The following is a 16,929-nucleotide window of genomic DNA, read 5'->3' on the forward strand; positions in this document are numbered from 1 at the left end:
TAACATTCTGGATGAGGCAATACGAGGGGTCAAATTTGCAAGCCGATTGACACCGTAGCCCGTAACCGGCGGCGCCGCCTTGCTTGAATCCGAGGGCTGGCGACTCGGCATGCGCCCGCGTGCACTTTGACCGAAAGCTCTCTTGAGTATTCGGCCGCCATTACTCGCTTGAGGTTCTTCACTATGCTCGCGATCACACCTCCGTCGTTATCGAACTCCTCGGCGCAATAGCAGACTTTGACCCCAACCCGGCGGCAGGTGAACTCATAATAGGCGCTCTCGTCAACGTCTTGAAATCTACCCCATCGGCTCACGTCATAGACCAAGATATGGTCGAAATCCGCTCGGCCATTCCGGACGTCGTCGATTAGCTCGATCAAGCCCTCGCGACGCTGGATCCGAAGACCGCTTCGGCCCTCGTCCGCATAAGTGCGGACTATCAGGAGATCATGCTGCGCGGCGTAGACAGCGATGGCAGCAGCTTGGTTCTGCGTGGAATAGCGCTGATGGTCCGTTGACATCCGCACGTATTGAGCGGCCCGTCCCGCACTTGTCGGCGAGAGCAGATCGGACCTGGGGCGAATGATCAGGGCATTAGCCATACGCGCCTCCGCTACGAACGCCACGCACGTTTGGTGCGGTCACCAGAGCCACGAAAAGCCGTGCTTGCTCAGCCATCCTAGCACGGCGGAGCATACGAGGGAAAAGAGGCCGCCGCACAACCAAGAACGCCCGCGAGCGGCACTGATGGATCTCAGATATAGGAAGGCTCCAAGCAGGGTTCCGTAGTTTCTCCTGAAGTCGCCGTTGAGCTTGGCAATTTTCGAAAGCTCAGACGCTGCTTGGAATTCTTCCGCCATTGGGCGCGCTCCTCATTCGACCGGGAGCACCCTATGAACCACTGTTTTGCCCGACGGAGCAAGTAAAATTCGGAATATCGGCACGTTGGTTCCGAGTAGGTTTATCCACATCCCTACCCGCTGGGCCTCGACAGCGTTTCGCGGCACAAGGGATTGAAAAGTTGACTCCGGTCCTCGCAACGTTTCGATGGCGCGATAACCAAGGCAGAGAATCGAGCAGCAGCGAAAGCGTGGCATGAGGAAAGGCAGCGACAGCGTGATGCGGAAGCGCGGGCTAAGGCGGTCGAGGCCGAGCTCGTCGAGGTGGATCGGCTTCGCCGCTATCTCATTCGAGAACGCACGCTTGGCCACCCGCGCCTTCTAACCACCCGAAGCAATGTGTCGTTGCTCACGGGCAGCATAAGTCGACGGGCAAAACTCGCCGCCGGGGGCCGCCCAAGGCAAGGCCAAGGTGATGGACGATCAGATCGAGCCGGGTCGTTCGCCGCGCCCACGGCGCCAGAGCGCCGTCATCGAAGCGCTCGGTGAAAATACGCCGACCGCACAGAACCGAAACGCAGCGGAAGCGGCGCGCCAAGTGCTTGAAGCGAACGATGTCCTCAGGAATCACTCGGCTTTGCGTGTCGTGCTCCAGGAATGTCACCAGCCGCGCCATTGAGTTGCGATGCCCTCATAGGTGCTCGGCTTGCGACCGGCGCGCTTGGCTTCCTTCGACCAATCCCCGACTAACCAGTGAGGGAATTCTCGGAGGCGCCCCGCTTAGGCTTTTCCTTCAGCGCATTTGCCGTGGCGTGCCATTCGGGAAAGCGGGCGGCCTTGGGGGCGAGCGAATAGTCTCGACTTCCTTCACGTCGTCGGGGAGCGACCATCTGCAAGGCGCTTGCCCTTCCAGCCAACAAGATGGTGGGGGGTGATCCGGGTACGGCAGTCGTTCCGCTCTGAACTGCGTTCGAGTTCAGCTTGCCTTGGCGAGCTCGTCGTCCTTGGGCGAGTTCAGATAGACGCCTGACATCGTGTCGACCCAGCACAGGTGATCGTGCACCTTCGTCACGCCTTCGATGTTCTCCGCCGCGACCACCGCCGCCTGCCGAGCGCGTTCTTCCGTGATAACGCCGCTGAGGTGAACGATGCCGTCGCGGACGATGACATTGAGACCGAAGGGACACCAGACGTTCTTCTCAATCGCATCGATGATGCGGCGGCGGATATGATCGTCGTCGGCGGTCGGATCCGGCACCTCGCGGGCGAGCCCCGCCATTGCCTGCAGCAGATTGGCACGAGATACGATCCCGACTACCTCCTCGCCGCGGACCACCGGCAAGCGCTTCACGTTGTTCCGTTCCATGAGATCGACGATCTCCGCAAGCGCGGTATCCTCGGCAATGGTGACGGGAGAGGCTGTCATCACCTCCGACACGTTGCGGCCGTGCTCGTGGACGAAGTCGGCGGCAGATTTTCCGGGGCCGAGGATAAATTGAAGCCAGCGGCCGCGCTCGCGTCCGGTGCCGATCTCGCTGCGGCGGATGAAATCGCCTTCCGAGACGATGCCGACCAGTTTTCCGGTATCGTCGACAACGGGGAGGCCGCTGACGTGCCGCTTCAACATGATGTTCGCCGCCTCGACGATGCTAGTGTCGGGGGTAACCGAGATGACGGACCGGGTCATGATTTGGTGGGCACGCATGGAGAACTCCACTGGCTTATGGAATTTCGATGCGCAAACCTAAGCCCGGGTGTCGCGGAGCGGTTTGACCCAGGCCAAGTGAGCGATGCCGGCTCTTCGCGGCTAATCATTCGTGATCGGATGGAGATCGCACGCATTGTGCTGCGCGACACCGGCCGCTTCCGCTCGAAGCATCAGCGTCATCCGGATCCGGTGCAGAGCGGCGGGGTCGCCGCCGCATGTCCGTCGTGCCGGGCGAGGACAGCATTGAGTGAATACGCGCAATGATCCGGAAAGCCGTGTCGGAAGCGATCCCGGGACTCGAACAACGCTCGCCGACCCTCACCCGGATCTGACCTTCCGGATGGAATCGGGACGCTGCTCCATCCGGAGCGGCGCTCGCGGGCAGCTAACACCATCGCACGCATCAGTCTTTGCCCGCGGCCCGCGGAAGTTCCCGAAGATTGACGAGGATCAAGCGTCCCGACCAAAGCCGGCCTATTCCTAGGGCGAAGGAGAATCCCGATGCCCATCAAGGACGTCTTTCTGCCGCTTGTCGGCCAGCCATGTGGACCGGCTCTCGCTGCGATCGAGAAATGCGTGGCCGTTGCCGCCGACCTCGGTGCCAGGATCACCGCGCTGGCGCTCGAGGAAGATATTTTTGTGCGGCCGAAGGTGATGCTCCCCGATGATCCCGATGTCGCCGGGGCACCAAGCGCTCTTGGAGCCAGCGATACGCAGCGTCTGCTGAATGCCTTTACCGGTGCGGCCTCCCGGGCCGGCCTTCGTGCCCAAGGCCGATCGGACAAGGTGCCTGAGGACCAGTTCGCGTCGATACTGGCCGAACATGCGCGCTTCAGCGATCTCACGCTCCTCCCGGTGAGGCCGCACGACAGCCGAACGGAGCACGTTATCGAGACGATTCTGTTCGAATCCGGGCGGCCTCTGCTGCTCTGCCCGGAGCAGCATGTGGACGCGCTGCGGCCGGAATTCGAGAACGTCATGATCGCCTGGGATCACTCCGCGCGCGCGGCGCGAGCGATCGGCGACGCGCTGCCGATCCTTCAGGCCGCCACCTCGGTCCGCGTGGTGACCGTGGCGGACGACAAGTCCGACGCGATCGCGCAATCCGGAAACGCGCTCGTTCATCACCTGAGGGAACACGGCGTCTGCGCCGCGTTCGAAACAGCGAAGGGCAACGGCAGCTCGAGCGGCAAGGTGCTGGGAAGCTGGGCGAATTCCAATGGCATCGACGCGATCGTGATGGGCGCCTACCATCATTCGCGCCTGAACGAGATCGTTTGGGGCGGTGTGACAAAGACCGTCATTGGCCAGCCACCGTGCTGGGTTATGATATCGCACTAGGCTCGTCGCCAGTTTTCCGGCCTGATCTGCCGACCATCGGAACCGCCACCGACCAGGCGCATTTGCTGCGATGTCCACTTATCGCCTGAAGAATCTGCTGTCACCCCATTCGGTCGCGCTCGTCGGGGCGAGCGCCCGTCCGGTCTCCGTAGGACGCGCCGTTCTGGAGAACATTCGCAACGCGGAATTCAAGGGACAGTTCGGCCTCGTCAATCCGCACCATGCAGAGATCGGCGGCATCGCTTCGGTGGAGAGCCTGGACACGCTGGAATTCGTGCCCGAGCTGGTGGTCATCACCGCGCCGGCCGGGGCGGTTCCCGGGATCATCGACCAGGCTGGGCGGCGCGGCTCGGCGGGCGCGCTCATCGTTTCCGCCGGACTCGGTCATGGACCGGGATCCCTGCACGAGGCCGCAATCGCCGCGGCCCGCAAATACGGCATGCGGCTGATCGGTCCGAACTGCCTCGGCATCATGATGCCCGGCGTGAGCCTCAATGCCAGTTTTGCCGCGCATATGCCGACCGCGGGAAATCTCGCGCTGATCTCGCAATCCGGCGCGATCGCCGCCGGTATGGTGGATTGGGCCGCGCAGCGCGGCGTCGGCTTCTCTGGCATCGTCTCGATCGGCGATCAGATCGACGTCGATATCGCCGATCTGCTCGATTATTTCGCGATGGACCACAAGACCCGCGCGATCCTGCTTTATATCGAGGCCATCAAGGACGCGCGCAAATTCATGTCGGCGGCGCGCGCTGCCGCACGCGTAAAACCGGTCGTCGTGGTGAAGTCCGGCCGCATGGCACAGGGCGCCAAGGCGGCCGCGACCCATACCGGCGCCCTCGCGGGCGCCGACGCCGTCTATGACGCGGCGTTCCGCCGGGCCGGCGTCCTGCGGGTCTCCGACCTGCGCGAGCTGTTCGATTGCGCCGAGACGCTCGGCCGCGTCGAATCGCCGACGGGAAAGCGCCTCGCCATTCTGACCAATGGTGGCGGCATCGGCGTCCTCGCCGTTGATCGATTGGTAGAGCTTGGCGGAATTCCGGCGTCGATCTCGGCGGATGCGCGCAAGAAACTCGATGCCGTCCTGCCGCCGACCTGGTCCGGCGCCAATCCCGTTGACATCGTGGGCGATGCCGATGCGTCGCGATATGCGGCGGCGCTGGAGGCGCTGCTCGCCGACGCCGACAATGACGCGGTTCTCGTCCTCAACGTGCAGACCGCGATCGCCTCGGCTTCCGACATCGCGACGATCGTGACGGAGCTCGTCGGCAAATATCGCGAGCAGCACCGCAGTTGGGCAAAGCCCGTGCTGGCCGCCTGGGTCGGGGCCGATCAGACGATCATTCAGACGCTTTCCGGCGCGGGCATTCCGAATTATCCGACCGAGGACGATGCGGTGCGCGGCTTCATGCACCTGGTCCGGCATCGCGAAGTCGTCGAGGAGCTGAGCCAGGTTCCTCCCGCGATGCCTGACACTTTCGTGCCCGACGCCCGGGTTGCCAGGAAGATCGTTGCGGCCGCGATCGCCGACGGCCGCCAATGGCTCGAGCCCGTCGAGATCAAGCACCTGCTCGAAGCCTATGACATCACGATGGTGCCGACCTATGCCGCCGATGATGTTGAGCAGGCGGTCGTTTACGCGAACGAAGTGTTCGCGCAACACGCGACCGTCGTGCTGAAGATCATGTCGCGCGACATCGTCCATAAATCCGACGTTGGCGGCGTCGTGCTCAACCTGACGTCACCGGACGCGGTGCGCGCCGCTGCCACCGACATTCTCGCCCGGGCGAGGAAGCTGCGTCCCGAGGCCCGCATTGAGGGCGTCATCGTACAGGCGATGGTCGTCAAGGCGAAGGCGCGCGAGCTGATCCTGGGCCTTGCCGACGATCCCACCTTCGGCACCGTCGTCGTCTTCGGCCGCGGCGGAATCGCAGTGGAGATCATCAACGACAAGGCCCTTGCGCTGCCTCCGCTCGATCTGCAACTGGCCCGTGACCTGATCGACCGCACGCGGGTGTCACGGCTGCTGAAAGCCTATCGGGATGTACCTGCTGTCAAGCAGGATGCGGTCGCCATGGTGCTGGTCAAACTGGCGCAGATGGCCGCCGACATCCCCGAAATCCGCGAATTCGACATCAACCCACTGCTTGCGGATGAAACCGGCGTGACTGCGGTCGATGCCCGTGTCGCGGTCGGGCCGCCGCCGCGGAAATTCGCCGGCTCAGGCCCGGCCAATTTCGCCGTTCGCGCCTATCCGTCGCAATGGGAGCGTCGTCTTGCGCTCAAGGACGGCTGGCGCATCTTCGCGCGGCCACTGCGTCCCGAGGACGAGCCGACCATCCACGCTTTCCTGCGTCACGTGACACCGAACGATCTCCGCCTGCGCTTCTTCGCGCCGATGAAGGAATTCACTCACGAATTCATCGCGCGCCTGACCCAGCTCGACTATGCGCGCGCGATGGCCTTTATCGCATTCGATGAGGCGACCGGCGAGATGGTAGGGGTAGTGCGCCTCCATTCGGACTCGATCTACGAGAGCGGCGAATACGCGATCCTGCTGCGGTCCGACCTCAAGGGCAGAGGGCTCGGATGGGCTCTGATGGAATTGATCATCGACTACGCGAGAGCGGAAGGGCTGAAGGCCATATCGGGCGACGTGCTGAAGGAGAACACCGTGATGATCGAGATGTGCCGGCAACTCGGCTTCGAGGTCAGGCCGGATCCGAGCGAGCCTGACATCTGCGACGTCCGGCTCAAGCTATGAGCGCGCCCGGGCGCTTTTAGGAGCGCGCTTCGGCGGACGTTGCGCGATGACGAAGAGGACCGCCGCGAAACGTTCGATGGCGTGCGTCGCGCCTCCAGTTTGATCTATCGCAAAGAATCGGCGCAAGACTTGGCCATATTCTGCAGTTCAGAAAACAATCGGGAATAGGATCAATGTTAGAAGAGGTCTTCGATTTTGCAGAGGAGGCGTTGCCCGGCACAAAGGTCATGCCGCCATACTCCGAGGCCCAGTTTCTGGCCGAACTCGGCAACCGTGTGCGCGGCGCGCGTATGCATTGCGAAATGTCGCGCCGAGAACTTGCTCGCAAGTCCGGCATCTCCGAGCGGTATATTGCACAGATCGAGAGCGGCAAAGGCAATGTCTCCATCGTCTTGTTACTCCGGCTTGCCTCGGCGATTCACCACACCCAACCGAAGGAGCGGCGGAATGGAGCTTAAGAGAGACGTGTCGACGACACCAGTTCCGATTGTTCGAAATTCGCCCAGGTTTCAAGACTACATCGGTTGTCCCACCTTTCGTTTTTGACGCAGCTCAACGTCGCCATGCCCCGGCCGTCGCAAAATCGGGCCATGAACTGGATTGCAGACTTATGGTCGCGACTTCCAAGCCCGCCAGGCTGGCGGGAAATTGCGACGGCGCCGTTTGATCGCGAGATCGAGCTCGCCGTCATCGGCGATCACGTTGCCCTGCTGAACCGAGCGTGCCTGCGCCACGGTAACGGCTGGCTTGATGCCGAAACACTGAGACCCGTGACCGTGACCGCGACGCATTGGCGCTACCGGACGCCAACCACGCTGCCGATGAGCTGCTGCTGATGAAAGAACCGCTATTTATCAAACGAATAGCCATCGTCTGGTTTGCGGGATCCCGATTCGGTTCTCGGCGCAAGCGCCCGAGCTGGACGCTGCTGATAATATTCACGGGCATCATGTTCGCGTTGCTACTGCTGGCGCGCTGACCGCGGCCCACGGCGCTTGCAGGCCACCGGCGAGCCACAATTACCGCCGCATCAGATGCAGCGGCGTCCGCTCTAGATACGCGGCTGAATCTTGGTATTTGGCAGTTCAGCCGGTATCAGATCGCCGCCTGTTGTTTCCAATTCTTCGCCCAATCGCGCCTGCGCCGCGTCTCGGATGCGGGCCGCAATCTGCGGCTCCCGGTCCATCAGGCTGTGCAGGTCGGAAGCGTCGAGCGCAAGCAGGCGGGTCGTTTGCAGCGCAATCACGGTTGCCGAACGGCGCGATTGCCGCAAGGCGGCGATTTCGCCAAAGAAGTCACCGGCGCCGAGATGGACATGCTTGTGGCGCAGCCTGATCTCCACCTCTCCATCCAATATCAAATACATTGAATGCGCGGGCTCGCCGCGACGGGCAATAGTCGTTCCCTTGTCCACCTTCTGCGCGCGGAGGATCTTCATCACATCTGCGATCTGCGCAGCAGTTAATTCGCTGAACAAGGGAACCCTCGCCACCAACCCCCAGGTGACGACAAAATCCCTGCGATGCACTTCGTTGGCAAATGCCGTCGCCACGATACCTACTGGCAGCGCCACCATCAGCAGCCCGACGAAGATCGTCAATCCGGCTATCAGCCGGCCTGCCGCGGTGATCGGTACGGCATCGCCATACCCTACCGTTCCGAGCGTCACGATCGCCCACCACATCGCGTCGGGGATGGTGCCGAACCTGTCCGGCTGGGCGGCACCTTCGGCGAGATGCATCAGTGCTGCCGCGATCAGCGTCGCGCCACATAGAATCACAAAGCAGCCGACCAGCGCCCGACGCTCGGCATAGAGCGCCTCCAGTAACGAGCGCATCGCGGGAGAATAGCGAGTGAGCTTGAAGAAGCGTATCAGGCGCAGGACCAGCAGTGCTTTGAAATCGGCCGCTATGAACAGGGGCAGCCAGAATGGCAGCACCGCAGCGAGATCGATCAGCCCGGCTGGGCTTGCTGCCAGACGCACGCGTGAACGGATTGCGCCGAACCGGCGCCACCTCGGATGTTCGATCGCCGTCCACAGCCGCGCTGCATACTCGATCGTGAAGGTGAGCAGGGCAGCATATTCGATCGCCTGGAACGCCTTGGCATACTGGCCTGCCAGCCGCGGCACGGATTCCAGCACGGTCGCGGCGAGCGTGACAACTATGAGCCCGATCAGTGTCCAGTTCACGACCGCACCGAATTGATCGACGCCGGAGCCCTGATCGAGGATGCCGTATAGACGTTGACGAAACTGCGTTCCCTGATGAAGGCGAGACACCATTACCTCCCCGCCGACGACGGCTTCAGACCGAGCGATCCTGCGGCGGATCATCATCAGCAATTGCGCGCCAGGCGGCGCCGTCGAGATCGTCGTACTGGCCGCTGCGGAGCGACCAGAGGAAGGCGACGAGGCCGGCTCCGCCGAGGGCCAGCGCCAGCGGGACGAGGATGACCAGGATTTCCATCACACGATCTCCCGCGAGCCGCTGCGCGCCCGCAGCGAGTTCAGCATAACCAGAATTGAGGATCCGCTCATCGCCGCAGCCGCGATCAAGGGCGTCACCACGCCGCTGATCGCAACCGGCACGGCCAGCACATTGTAACCGATCGCAAGCCAGAGATTTTGCCGCATCAGATGCAACGCCTTGCGTGCCGAATCGATGGCGGCGACGACCGGCGCCAGCGGCCGGCCGAGGAAGACGAGGTCGGCGGTGGCCTGGCTAAGATGCGCGGCCGAGATCGGCGACATCGAGACATGAGCTGCCGCGAGCGACGGCGCGTCGTTCATGCCGTCACCGACCATCAGCACCTTTGCGCCGCGCTGCTTCAATTCCTCGATCCGCGCGATCTTGTCGGCCGGCGTGACGCCGGCCCGCCACTCGGCGATGCCGAGCGCATGGGCTGCCGCAATCACAGCGGGCTCGCGATCCCCGGAGAGAATCTCGATGCCGATATTGCGGGCCTTCAGCGCCGCGATCACGGCTCGGGCGTCCGGGCGAAGGCCCTGCCGCACGGAGAAGACGACTTTTTCGCTTCCCCTGCTGAAGGCCACGATGGAGGCCTCGGGATCGAGGTTGTTCCCGCTGACCAACGCTTCTGCGCTGCAGAAGGTTCGACGGCCGAGGCGGATCTCAACGTCGTCGACGGTGGCACGCACCCCCTGCCCGGCCTCTTCGACCGCATTGAGGATCGGCGATTTGGCGCCCGCGGCCTGCGCGACGGCAGCCGCGACAGGATGATGGCTCGACAACGCGAGCCGGCCGGCGAGTTGGAAGATATCGGCGGGAATGTCGGCCGCGTTCGTGACTTCGAGAGCCGGCAGCGTCAGCGTGCCGGTCTTGTCGAAGATGACATGGTCGACTTCGGCGAGGCGCTCGATGGCATCGCCGGAATTGAGCAGCACGCCGGACTTGAACATCGCGCCCGAGGCGATCGTCTGCACCGTCGGAATCGCAAGCCCGAGTGCACAAGGACAGGTGATGATGAGGACCGCAACGCCGGTGACGATCGCATCATGCCAGCTCGCGCCGGCGATGACCCAGCCGAGAATAGTGATGAGCGCGGTCGCATGCACCACCGGTGCGTAGAGCCGCGACGCGCGATCGGCAAGCCGCATGTAGCGCGAGCGCGCCTGGAGCGCGTTGTCGAGCAGCCGCGTGATCTCGGCGAGCAGCGTGGCTTCCGACGCGGCCGAGACCCGCACCCGCAGCGTGCCGGAAATGTTCATGGAGCCGGCATAGACCGGCGTGCCGTGCTCGGCCGTGACATAGAGCGTCTCGCCGGTGATCAGGCTCTGATCGATCTCGGAACGTCCCTCGATTACGGTGCCGTCGACGGCGCAGCGCTCGCCGGGCCGCAAGAGCACGATGTCGCCGGAATGAATCGCGGCGACAGGCACCTGCGAGATTTCATCGGGCCCGACGAACTTGGCCGCAGTCTCCGCCTTCAGCGCCGCGAGATTGCCCGCGACCGCGCGGGTCCGCCGCCGCATATTCTGGTCGAGGAAACGGCCGACCAACAGGAAAGCCAGCAGCATCATCGCCGCATCGAAATAGGCGTGCTCGGCGTGGTGGACGGTCTCGACCACGGACATGCCGAGCGCGAGGCACACGCCGATCGAGATCGGCACGTCCATGTTGGTGGTCTTGTTCGACAGCGCGCGCCAGGCCGAGCGGAAGAACGGCTGGCCGGCATAGGCCGCCGCCGGCAGCGCGACCAGCGCCGAGAGCCAGTGGAAGAAGTCGCGCTGCTCGGGCAGCATGTCCGAGACATTGCCGGACCATACCGGGATCGACAGCATCATCACGTTCATGGTGGCGAACGCAGCAACGCCGAGGCAGCGGAGCAGTAAGCGCCCTTCCGCGACCTCGCTCGCTTCCGCGCTCTCGGTCTCGTACGGATAGGCCTTGTAGCCGAGCTCCTCGAGCCGATCGATGAAGCGGCCAGGGTCGAGCGTGCCCTCTTTCCATTCCAGCGCGACGCGCCGGTCGGTGAGGTTCAGCCGCGCAAGCGTGACATCAGGAATGGCCGACAGGCTGCGCTCGATCTTGGCCATGCAACCGGCGCAGTGAACGCCCTCGACCGCGAGGTCGATGTGCTGAAGGCCCGCGCCTGCGGCGCGGACATAGTGAGAGAAATCGCGTGTCATCTGCATGGTGGGATCTCAGTTCAGGATCACGCGGTTACGCGACAGGAACACGCGGTCGCCCTTGGCATCGCCCTCGATGACGAGATCCCACTGACCCGGCGCGACCGATGCGGCATCGCCGCGATAGATGCCGCTGCCGGCCTCGGATAGCTCGACCGCGAGGTCCGCGCGCTTATCGGTCGGCCGCTCCAGCCGGCCCTCGAATTTCAATCCGGTCAGAGGCTGGCCCGCCGCATCGCGCGCGTCGAGCTGGAGCACGGCGTGGCCGTCGGCGCGCCGCTCGATATGCGCACTGACTTTCCAGTTGCGCGCGACCTGGTCCTGTGCCGCCGAGATCTCGCGATCGTAAGTGAGGCCCGCGGCATACGGGCTGTCGACGTCGGTGCCGGGCAGCGTCGCGATCGCGAGCTTCATCATCGTGACGTTGACGCCGATGACGACGCCGAAAAAGGCGACCAGCATCAGGAACACCTTGGTTCCGGTCAGCGGCTTGGTGGCCATGGCAATCTCCTGGTGTTACGGCGAGACGAAATTGTCGGTGGTGGTGGCAACCTCGCCGAGCCCGATGTCGGTGACGTGGAAGCGCACGGGGATCGATTTCTCCGGATTGCTGTCGGCTGGGGCGGTGACGAGCAGCCGCAGCTCGCTGGTGCTATCGCGCGGGATCACGATCACCGGCCTATCCGGCGTCACGGAATCGGCACCGACGACATGTATGGTTAGATTAGCCGGGCCGTCCGCATCGATCGCGACGACACGATCATAACCGCTCTTGTTGAGCAGCCGCACCGTATAGGCGTTTCGAATCGAACCGTCGCTGAGCTTGACCGCGACCGGGTTGCGGTCGTGCAGCACGTTGAGGTCGAGCAGAGTGCGGGTCGCCAGCACGTAGAGCATGATGCCGCCAACGGCCGCGATGATCGCACTGTAGGCGATGGTGCGAGCGCGGACGATGCGATAGATCGGCGCCTTTCCGTCCAGGCGGCGCTGGATGTTGATGTCGTTGTCATAGCCGATCAGCCGCTTCGGTCGGCCGATCCTGGTCATCACGTTGTCGCAGGCGTCGATGCAGAGCCCGCACTGGATGCATTCGAGCTGCGGCCCGTTGCGGATGTCAATGCCGGTCGGGCAGACCGCGACGCATTGATAGCAGTCGACGCAGTCGCCGACATGCTTGCCGAGTGCGCGCAGCTCCGCGGCCTTCTTCACCGAGGTGCGCTTCTCGCCGCGATCGTATCGGTAGGTGACGTTGAGCGCCCACTCATCGGTGAGCGCGGCCTGGATGCGGGGCCACGGGCACATATACGTGCAGACCTGCTCGCGCATGAAGCCGGCGAGCACATATGTCGTCGCCGTCAGAATGCCGATCCAGATATAGGCGATCATTGGCGCCTGGAACGTGAGAAGCTGCTTCACCAGCGTCGGCGCATCGTTGAAATAGAGCACCCAGGCGCCGCCCGTCCACCAGGCGATCATCAGCCAGATCGCATGCTTGAGGGCGATGTCGGAGACGCGCTTGAGCGTCAGCGCACCGCCCGCCTTGTCCTTGCGCATCCGCTCGCGGCGGTCGCCTTCGACGAAGCGCTCGACGGCGTAGAATAGGTCGGTCCAGACCGTCTGCGGGCAGAGATAGCCGCACCAGATGCGGCCACCGACCGAGTTCATCAGGAACAGCGCCACCGCGGCTACGATCAGCAGGCCCGTGAAGTAATAGACCTCCTGCGGCCACAGCTCGATGAAGAAGAAGTAGAAGCGGCTGTTGGGAAGATCGACCAGCACCGCCTGGCTGGGCGCGCCGAGGCCGCGGTTCCAGCGCACGAAGGGCAGGAAGTAATAGACCCCGAGGCAGAACGCCATGAGGCCCCATTTGATCCGGCGGAAGGTCCCGGAGGTGCTCTGGGGGTACACCTTCTTCTGGGCCACAAAGAGCGGTCCGTTATCGTCGTCCGATGTGAGCTCGTTCGGGTTCACGGTCTTGTTCATCGCCTGGGACTTCTCGAGGTGCGATTCAACCTAGCCCCGACCACGCCGCGTCAGTTGATCCAGCTCAAGCGGGGGAGTTTCTGTTCGCCCCCGCCCCTCAACTATTTTCCCCCGCCCAGGGAGTGGACGTAGACCGCCATTGCCTTAATGGTGGAAGGATCAAGCCGTCCTTCCCAGGCCGGCATGACGCCGGCGCGGCCCTGGCTAATGGTCTCGATCAGGGTCGCCTCGTCCGAGCCGTAGAGCCAGATCTTGTCGGTCAAATTGGGAGCACCGAGCTCCGGGTTGCCCTTGCCGCCATCGCCATGGCAGGCGGCGCAATTGTCCGCAAAGATCTTCTCGCCCTTTGCAGCGTCAAAACCCTTCCGGGTCGAGAGGCCCGACAGCAAGCGCACGTAATTGGCGACCGTGACGATCTCGTCGCCCTTCAGCACGCCGTCCTTGCCGAAGGCGAGCATCTGGCCTTCATGGGTCTTGGCATGACCGGAGCGGGCGCCGAACTGGATGGTCTGCATGATCTGGTCGAGCGTCCCGCCCCACAGCCAGTCGTCGTCGTTCAGGTTCGGATAGCCCTTGGCGCCGGCGCCGCCGGAGCCGTGGCACGGGGCGCAATTGTCGCCGAACACCGTCTTGCCCTTGGCGCGCGCGAGCGCCAGCAAGGCCGGATCCTTCTCGATGTCGGCGAGCGAGGCCGCGCCCAACGCCGCCATCTTGTCGCCCCTGATCTTCTCGAGATTGGCGAGCTCGACCGCGACGTCGGCGCGCGTCGAGTAGCCGAACAGTCCTGTCGTGTTGCTGGAGATCAGTGGCCAGGCCGGATAGACGATCCAGTAGCCGATCGCCCAGACGATGGTGAGATAGAACGTGATCACCCACCAGCGCGGCAGCGGCGTGTTGAGCTCCTTGATGCCGTCCCATTCGTGCCCTGTCGTGGATCTGCCGGAAACGGAGTCGAATTCGCCATGATGTTCGGTCATGATGTCTTACTCCTCCCGCAGCGGCAGCTGTGCCGCTTTGTCGAACTCAGCCTTGTTGCGGGGCCAAAATGCGTAGGCGATGATCGCGAGAAAGATCGCGACGAAGACCGGCGTCCAGATCGTGGTCACGAGACCGGACGCGAGATTATCGAGTGTCAGGATGGCTTTCATCGGTGGATGCCTTCTCAGCGAAGATTGGCTTTCTCGTTGTAGAGCTTGAAGTCGACCAGCGTACCGAGCATCTGCAAATACGCGATCAGCGCGTCCATCTCGGTCGGCGTTCCGGTCTTGCCGTCGAAATTGCGCACGACGGCCTTGGCGTAGCGTTTGGTGAAGGCATCGGTGCCGGCATTGTCAGGATCGGCCTGGGCCTTCATGTCGGCGGCCGCGTTGGCGATCTGGTCGTCGGTATAGGGAACGCCGACGGCCCGCAGCGTACGCATGTGGTCGGCAATCGTGCTGGGATCGACCTCGGTTGAACTGAGGAACGGGTAGCCCGGCATCACCGATTGCGGCACGATCGCGCGCGGATTGGTCATATGGGTCACGTGCCAGTCGTCGGAATATTTGGCGCCGACGCGGGCAAGGTCAGGACCGGTGCGCTTCGAGCCCCATTGGAACGGATGGTCGAACATGCTTTCGGCGGCGAGCGAGAAGTGGCCGTAGCGCTCGACCTCGTCACGCAGCGGCCGGATCATCTGCGAATGACAGAGATAGCAGCCTTCGCGGACGTAGACATTGCGGCCCGCCAGCTCCAGCGGCGTGTACGGCCTGATGCCGTCGACTACCTCGATCGTGCTTTTGAGGTAGAACAGCGGCGTGATCTCGACGAGACCGCCGATCGCGATCACCAGCAAAATGCCGACGACCAGGATGATCGAGTTCTTTTCGAAGACTTGGTGGCGTGTCCAGAACGACATGGGAAGCTCCTCATTCCGCCGGCTGAAGAGCGACGGGCATCTGGACTTCCTGTTCGCCTGTGCGAACCGTCATCCAGAGATTGTAGGCCATGATCAGCGCACCGATCAGGAACAGCGCGCCGCCGGCGGCGCGGATGACGTAGAAGGGGTGCATCGCCTCGACGGTCTCGATGAAGGAATATTCGAGGAAGCCGAGCGAGGTGTAGGCGCGCCACATCAGGCCCTGTAGGATGCCGGATACCCACATCGCCGAGATGTAGAGAACGATGCCGAGAGTGGCGATCCAGAAGTGCCAGTTGACGAGCTTCAGGCTGTAGAGGCCCTTGCGATTCCAGACCCACGGCACCATGCAGTACAGCGCGCCGAAGGAGACGAAACCGACCCAGCCGAGCGCACCGGAATGCACGTGGCCGATGGTCCAGTCGGTGTAGTGGCTGAGTGAATTGACCACCTTGATCGACATCATCGGTCCCTCGAAGGTCGACATGCCGTAGAAGGCGACGGAGACGACGAGCATGCGCAGCACAGGGTCGGTGCGCAGCTTGTCCCAGGCGCCCGACAGCGTCATCAGGCCGTTGATCATGCCGCCCCATGAGGGCATCCACAGCATGATCGAGAAGGTCATGCCGAGCGTCTGCGTCCAATCCGGCAATGCCGTGTAGTGCAGATGGTGCGGACCTGCCCAGATGTAGAGGAAGATCAGGGCCCAGAAATGGATGATCGACAGCCGGTAGGAATAGATCGGCCGCTCCGCTCGCTTCGGAATGAAGTAGTACATGATGGCGAGGAAGCCCGCGGTCAGGAAGAAGCCGACCGCGTTGTGGCCATACCACCACTGGAACATGGCATCCTGGATGCCGCCCCAAGCAATGTAGGATTTCGAGCCGAAGAACGACACCGGTAGCGCCGGGTTGTTGCCGAGATGCAGAACCGCGATCGTCACGATGAAGGCGAGATAGAACCAGTTCGCCACGAAGATGTGCGGCTCCTTGCGCTTGATGATGGTGCCGAGGAAGACCAGCAGATAGGTGACCCAGACGATGGTAAGCCAGAGGTCGGCGTACCATTCCGGCTCGGCATATTCCTTGGATTGGGTGACGCCGAGCAGATAGCCCGTGCCGGCGATGAGGATGAAATAATTGTAGCCGAGCACGACGAACCAGGGCGCGAGGTCGCCGACCAGCCGCGCGCGGCAGGACTTCTGCACGACGTAGAAGGATGTCGCGATCAGGACGTTGCCGCCGAAGGCGAAGATCACGGCGGAGGTGTGCAGCGGCCGCAATCGGCCGAATTGAATCCAGGGCAGGTCGAAGTTCAGCGCGGGCCAGGCCAGCTGCGAGGCGATGATGAGCCCGACCAGGAAGCCCGCGATGCCCCAGACCATCGCCATGACGGCGGAGAACTTGATCGGGCCCATGTTGTAGTTGGGACGACCATTGATCTCCGCAGGTGGCAGCGCCGCCGGACGATCGTAATAGCAGTTGACGATGAAGAACACCGCGGCCAGACTCGCTGCCGCACTCAGTCCGGCGTGAAAGGCGAACGGCGCGTCGAGCGCCTTGGCCGAGGCGATCAAGCATAGGAAGGCAGTGACCGCGAACAACGCCGCTAGGCCGCTTTCACCTGACGTCATGGACTTGGAGATGGAGGGCTGGGGCATCGCGGATTCTCTCTGAAAGAACACGCCGCCAGAAACCACATTCACCCTCGCGGAGAATTGATTGAGATCAAGATGGTCTTTGGTTC

The 16,929-nt window shown here is 63.0% G+C and carries 16 protein-coding genes and 2 pseudogenes; 4 read left to right on the forward strand and 14 right to left on the reverse strand.

Going from position 1 to position 16,929, the window contains the following annotated elements:
- From FXB38_RS17740 to FXB38_RS17765, 5 genes and pseudogenes are all read right to left on the reverse strand, one after another.
- A pseudogene (locus tag FXB38_RS17740) lies at nt 1–602 on the reverse strand (recombinase family protein); the annotation flags it as partial.
- A 39-nt stretch (nt 603–641) separates the two neighbouring features.
- Entirely contained in the window at nt 642–860 is a 219-nt protein-coding gene (locus tag FXB38_RS17745; RefSeq protein ID WP_148752170.1) for a hypothetical protein, read from the reverse strand.
- Between the two features lie 12 nt (nt 861–872).
- Entirely contained in the window at nt 873–1,211 is a 339-nt protein-coding gene (locus FXB38_RS17750) for a hypothetical protein (protein ID WP_148752172.1), read from the reverse strand.
- A 2-nt stretch (nt 1,212–1,213) separates the two neighbouring features.
- Nucleotides 1,214–1,452, reverse strand: a pseudogene (locus tag FXB38_RS43845) (ISL3 family transposase); the annotation flags it as partial.
- 363 nt (nt 1,453–1,815) lie between these two features.
- Nucleotides 1,816–2,544: a CBS domain-containing protein gene (locus tag FXB38_RS17765; protein WP_148752173.1), complete on the reverse strand. Its 729-nt coding sequence runs from the start codon at nt 2,542–2,544 to the stop codon at nt 1,816–1,818.
- Between the two features lie 504 nt (nt 2,545–3,048).
- Here FXB38_RS17765 and FXB38_RS17770 point away from each other — a divergent pair.
- The 4 genes from FXB38_RS17770 (at nt 3,049) to FXB38_RS42785 (ending at nt 7,631) form a co-directional block, all read left to right on the forward strand.
- On the forward strand, nt 3,049–3,888 hold the full coding sequence (locus FXB38_RS17770; protein WP_148752175.1) for a universal stress protein: 840 nt from the start codon (nt 3,049–3,051) through the stop codon (nt 3,886–3,888).
- Between the two features lie 70 nt (nt 3,889–3,958).
- Nucleotides 3,959–6,652 carry a bifunctional acetate--CoA ligase family protein/GNAT family N-acetyltransferase gene (locus FXB38_RS17775; RefSeq protein WP_148752177.1) on the forward strand — a complete coding sequence of 898 codons (2,694 nt, stop codon included), beginning with the start codon at nt 3,959–3,961 and terminating at the stop codon, nt 6,650–6,652.
- A 173-nt stretch (nt 6,653–6,825) separates the two neighbouring features.
- The gene (locus FXB38_RS17780) at nt 6,826–7,110 is read left to right on the forward strand and encodes a helix-turn-helix domain-containing protein (RefSeq protein ID WP_148752178.1); all 285 of its coding nucleotides are present in this window, start codon (nt 6,826–6,828) and stop codon (nt 7,108–7,110) included.
- Between the two features lie 332 nt (nt 7,111–7,442).
- Nucleotides 7,443–7,631 (forward strand): hypothetical protein, encoded by a 189-nt coding sequence (locus FXB38_RS42785; protein ID WP_187434955.1) that lies wholly within the window; start codon nt 7,443–7,445, stop codon nt 7,629–7,631.
- Nucleotides 7,632–7,703: 72 nt separating this feature from the next.
- Here FXB38_RS42785 and FXB38_RS17790 read toward each other — a convergent pair whose 3' ends face one another.
- The 9 genes from FXB38_RS17790 to ccoN form a co-directional block, all read right to left on the reverse strand.
- Nucleotides 7,704–8,990, reverse strand: a complete 1,287-nt coding sequence (locus FXB38_RS17790) for a cyclic nucleotide-gated ion channel (protein ID WP_246229957.1) — start codon at nt 8,988–8,990, stop codon at nt 7,704–7,706.
- Entirely contained in the window at nt 8,959–9,120 is a 162-nt protein-coding gene (gene ccoS / locus FXB38_RS17795; RefSeq protein ID WP_148752182.1) for a cbb3-type cytochrome oxidase assembly protein CcoS, read from the reverse strand. The genes FXB38_RS17790 and ccoS overlap by 32 nt, the downstream gene beginning before the upstream one ends.
- The gene (locus FXB38_RS17800; protein ID WP_148752184.1) at nt 9,120–11,309 is read right to left on the reverse strand and encodes a cation-translocating P-type ATPase; all 2,190 of its coding nucleotides are present in this window, start codon (nt 11,307–11,309) and stop codon (nt 9,120–9,122) included. Before FXB38_RS17800 ends, ccoS begins: the two co-directional genes overlap by 1 nt.
- A 9-nt stretch (nt 11,310–11,318) precedes the next feature.
- On the reverse strand, nt 11,319–11,804 hold the full coding sequence (locus tag FXB38_RS17805; RefSeq protein ID WP_148752186.1) for a FixH family protein: 486 nt from the start codon (nt 11,802–11,804) through the stop codon (nt 11,319–11,321).
- 15 nt (nt 11,805–11,819) lie between these two features.
- The gene (gene ccoG, locus FXB38_RS17810; RefSeq protein ID WP_148752188.1) at nt 11,820–13,286 is read right to left on the reverse strand and encodes a cytochrome c oxidase accessory protein CcoG; all 1,467 of its coding nucleotides are present in this window, start codon (nt 13,284–13,286) and stop codon (nt 11,820–11,822) included.
- 101 nt (nt 13,287–13,387) lie between these two features.
- A complete protein-coding gene (ccoP, locus tag FXB38_RS17815; protein ID WP_148752190.1) occupies nt 13,388–14,263 on the reverse strand; it encodes a cytochrome-c oxidase, cbb3-type subunit III in 876 nt (291 codons plus the stop codon).
- A gap of 6 nt (nt 14,264–14,269) precedes the next feature.
- The gene (locus FXB38_RS17820) at nt 14,270–14,434 is read right to left on the reverse strand and encodes a cbb3-type cytochrome oxidase subunit 3 (protein WP_148752192.1); all 165 of its coding nucleotides are present in this window, start codon (nt 14,432–14,434) and stop codon (nt 14,270–14,272) included.
- A gap of 14 nt (nt 14,435–14,448) precedes the next feature.
- Nucleotides 14,449–15,183: a cytochrome-c oxidase, cbb3-type subunit II gene (gene ccoO / locus FXB38_RS17825; protein ID WP_148752194.1), complete on the reverse strand. Its 735-nt coding sequence runs from the start codon at nt 15,181–15,183 to the stop codon at nt 14,449–14,451.
- Nucleotides 15,184–15,193: 10 nt separating this feature from the next.
- Nucleotides 15,194–16,843, reverse strand: coding sequence for a cytochrome-c oxidase, cbb3-type subunit I (gene ccoN, locus FXB38_RS17830; RefSeq protein WP_148752196.1), 1,650 nt, complete (start codon nt 16,841–16,843; stop codon nt 15,194–15,196).
- Nucleotides 16,844–16,929: the final 86 nt, after the last annotated feature.

Origin of the sequence: Bradyrhizobium cytisi (assembly GCF_008123515.1) — a bacterium.
Classification (GTDB): domain Bacteria; phylum Pseudomonadota; class Alphaproteobacteria; order Rhizobiales; family Xanthobacteraceae; genus Bradyrhizobium; species Bradyrhizobium cytisi.

Excerpts from the sequence above, each read along its gene's own strand:
- FXB38_RS17805 (WP_148752186.1), bottom strand. The coding sequence starts at position 11,804 with ATGGCCACCAAGCCGCTGACCGGAACCAAGGTGTTCCTGATGCTGGTC.
- ccoG (WP_148752188.1), bottom strand. The coding sequence starts at position 13,286 with ATGAACAAGACCGTGAACCCGAACGAGCTCACATCGGACGACGATAAC.
- FXB38_RS17765 (WP_148752173.1), bottom strand. The coding sequence starts at position 2,544 with ATGCGTGCCCACCAAATCATGACCCGGTCCGTCATCTCGGTTACCCCC.
- FXB38_RS17820 (WP_148752192.1), bottom strand. The coding sequence starts at position 14,434 with ATGAAAGCCATCCTGACACTCGATAATCTCGCGTCCGGTCTCGTGACC.
- FXB38_RS17800 (WP_148752184.1), bottom strand. The coding sequence starts at position 11,309 with ATGCAGATGACACGCGATTTCTCTCACTATGTCCGCGCCGCAGGCGCG.
- ccoS (WP_148752182.1), bottom strand. The coding sequence starts at position 9,120 with ATGGAAATCCTGGTCATCCTCGTCCCGCTGGCGCTGGCCCTCGGCGGA.
- ccoP (WP_148752190.1), bottom strand. The coding sequence starts at position 14,263 with ATGACCGAACATCATGGCGAATTCGACTCCGTTTCCGGCAGATCCACG.
- ccoO (WP_148752194.1), bottom strand. The coding sequence starts at position 15,183 with ATGTCGTTCTGGACACGCCACCAAGTCTTCGAAAAGAACTCGATCATC.
- FXB38_RS17770 (WP_148752175.1), top strand. The coding sequence starts at position 3,049 with ATGCCCATCAAGGACGTCTTTCTGCCGCTTGTCGGCCAGCCATGTGGA.
- FXB38_RS17790 (WP_246229957.1), bottom strand. The coding sequence starts at position 8,990 with ATGATGATCCGCCGCAGGATCGCTCGGTCTGAAGCCGTCGTCGGCGGG.
- ccoN (WP_148752196.1), bottom strand. The coding sequence starts at position 16,843 with ATGCCCCAGCCCTCCATCTCCAAGTCCATGACGTCAGGTGAAAGCGGC.
- FXB38_RS17745 (WP_148752170.1), bottom strand. The coding sequence starts at position 860 with ATGGCGGAAGAATTCCAAGCAGCGTCTGAGCTTTCGAAAATTGCCAAG.
- FXB38_RS17780 (WP_148752178.1), top strand. The coding sequence starts at position 6,826 with ATGTTAGAAGAGGTCTTCGATTTTGCAGAGGAGGCGTTGCCCGGCACA.
- FXB38_RS17775 (WP_148752177.1), top strand. The coding sequence starts at position 3,959 with ATGTCCACTTATCGCCTGAAGAATCTGCTGTCACCCCATTCGGTCGCG.